Origin of the sequence: Nocardia noduli (assembly GCF_019038455.1) — a bacterium.
Classification (GTDB): Bacteria; Actinomycetota; Actinomycetes; order Mycobacteriales; family Mycobacteriaceae; genus Nocardia; species Nocardia noduli.
In genome coordinates, this window is record NZ_JAFMPL010000328.1 from 1 (window position 1) to 303 (window position 303).

Sequence of the window (303 nt, forward strand, 5' to 3'; positions counted from 1 at the left end):
TCCCGCACTCGCCGGCACGCACGGCTTGTACGGCTTGGTGTAGGGCGACCAGTGAGGACGAGCACGCGGTGTCCACCGACACCGCGGGGCCTTCCAATCCCAGCACATACGACACCCGGCCCGAGACGACCGAACCACCGACCGCGCTGGCGGGGTAGTCATGGTACATCACGCCCATGAACACGCCGGTGTCGCTGCCGTGCAACGAGTGCGGGTCCACCCCGGCGTCTTCGAGGGCTTCCCACACCGTTTCCAGCAGCAACCTCTGCTGCGGATCCATCGCTGTCGCTTCCCGCGGGCTGA

The 303-nt window shown here is 67.3% G+C and carries 1 protein-coding gene; it reads right to left on the reverse strand.

What is annotated here, in order from left to right:
- A partial coding sequence (locus JZ792_RS41615) for a beta-ketoacyl [acyl carrier protein] synthase domain-containing protein (protein WP_216918473.1) occupies nucleotides 1–303 on the reverse strand: 303 nt, incomplete at both ends.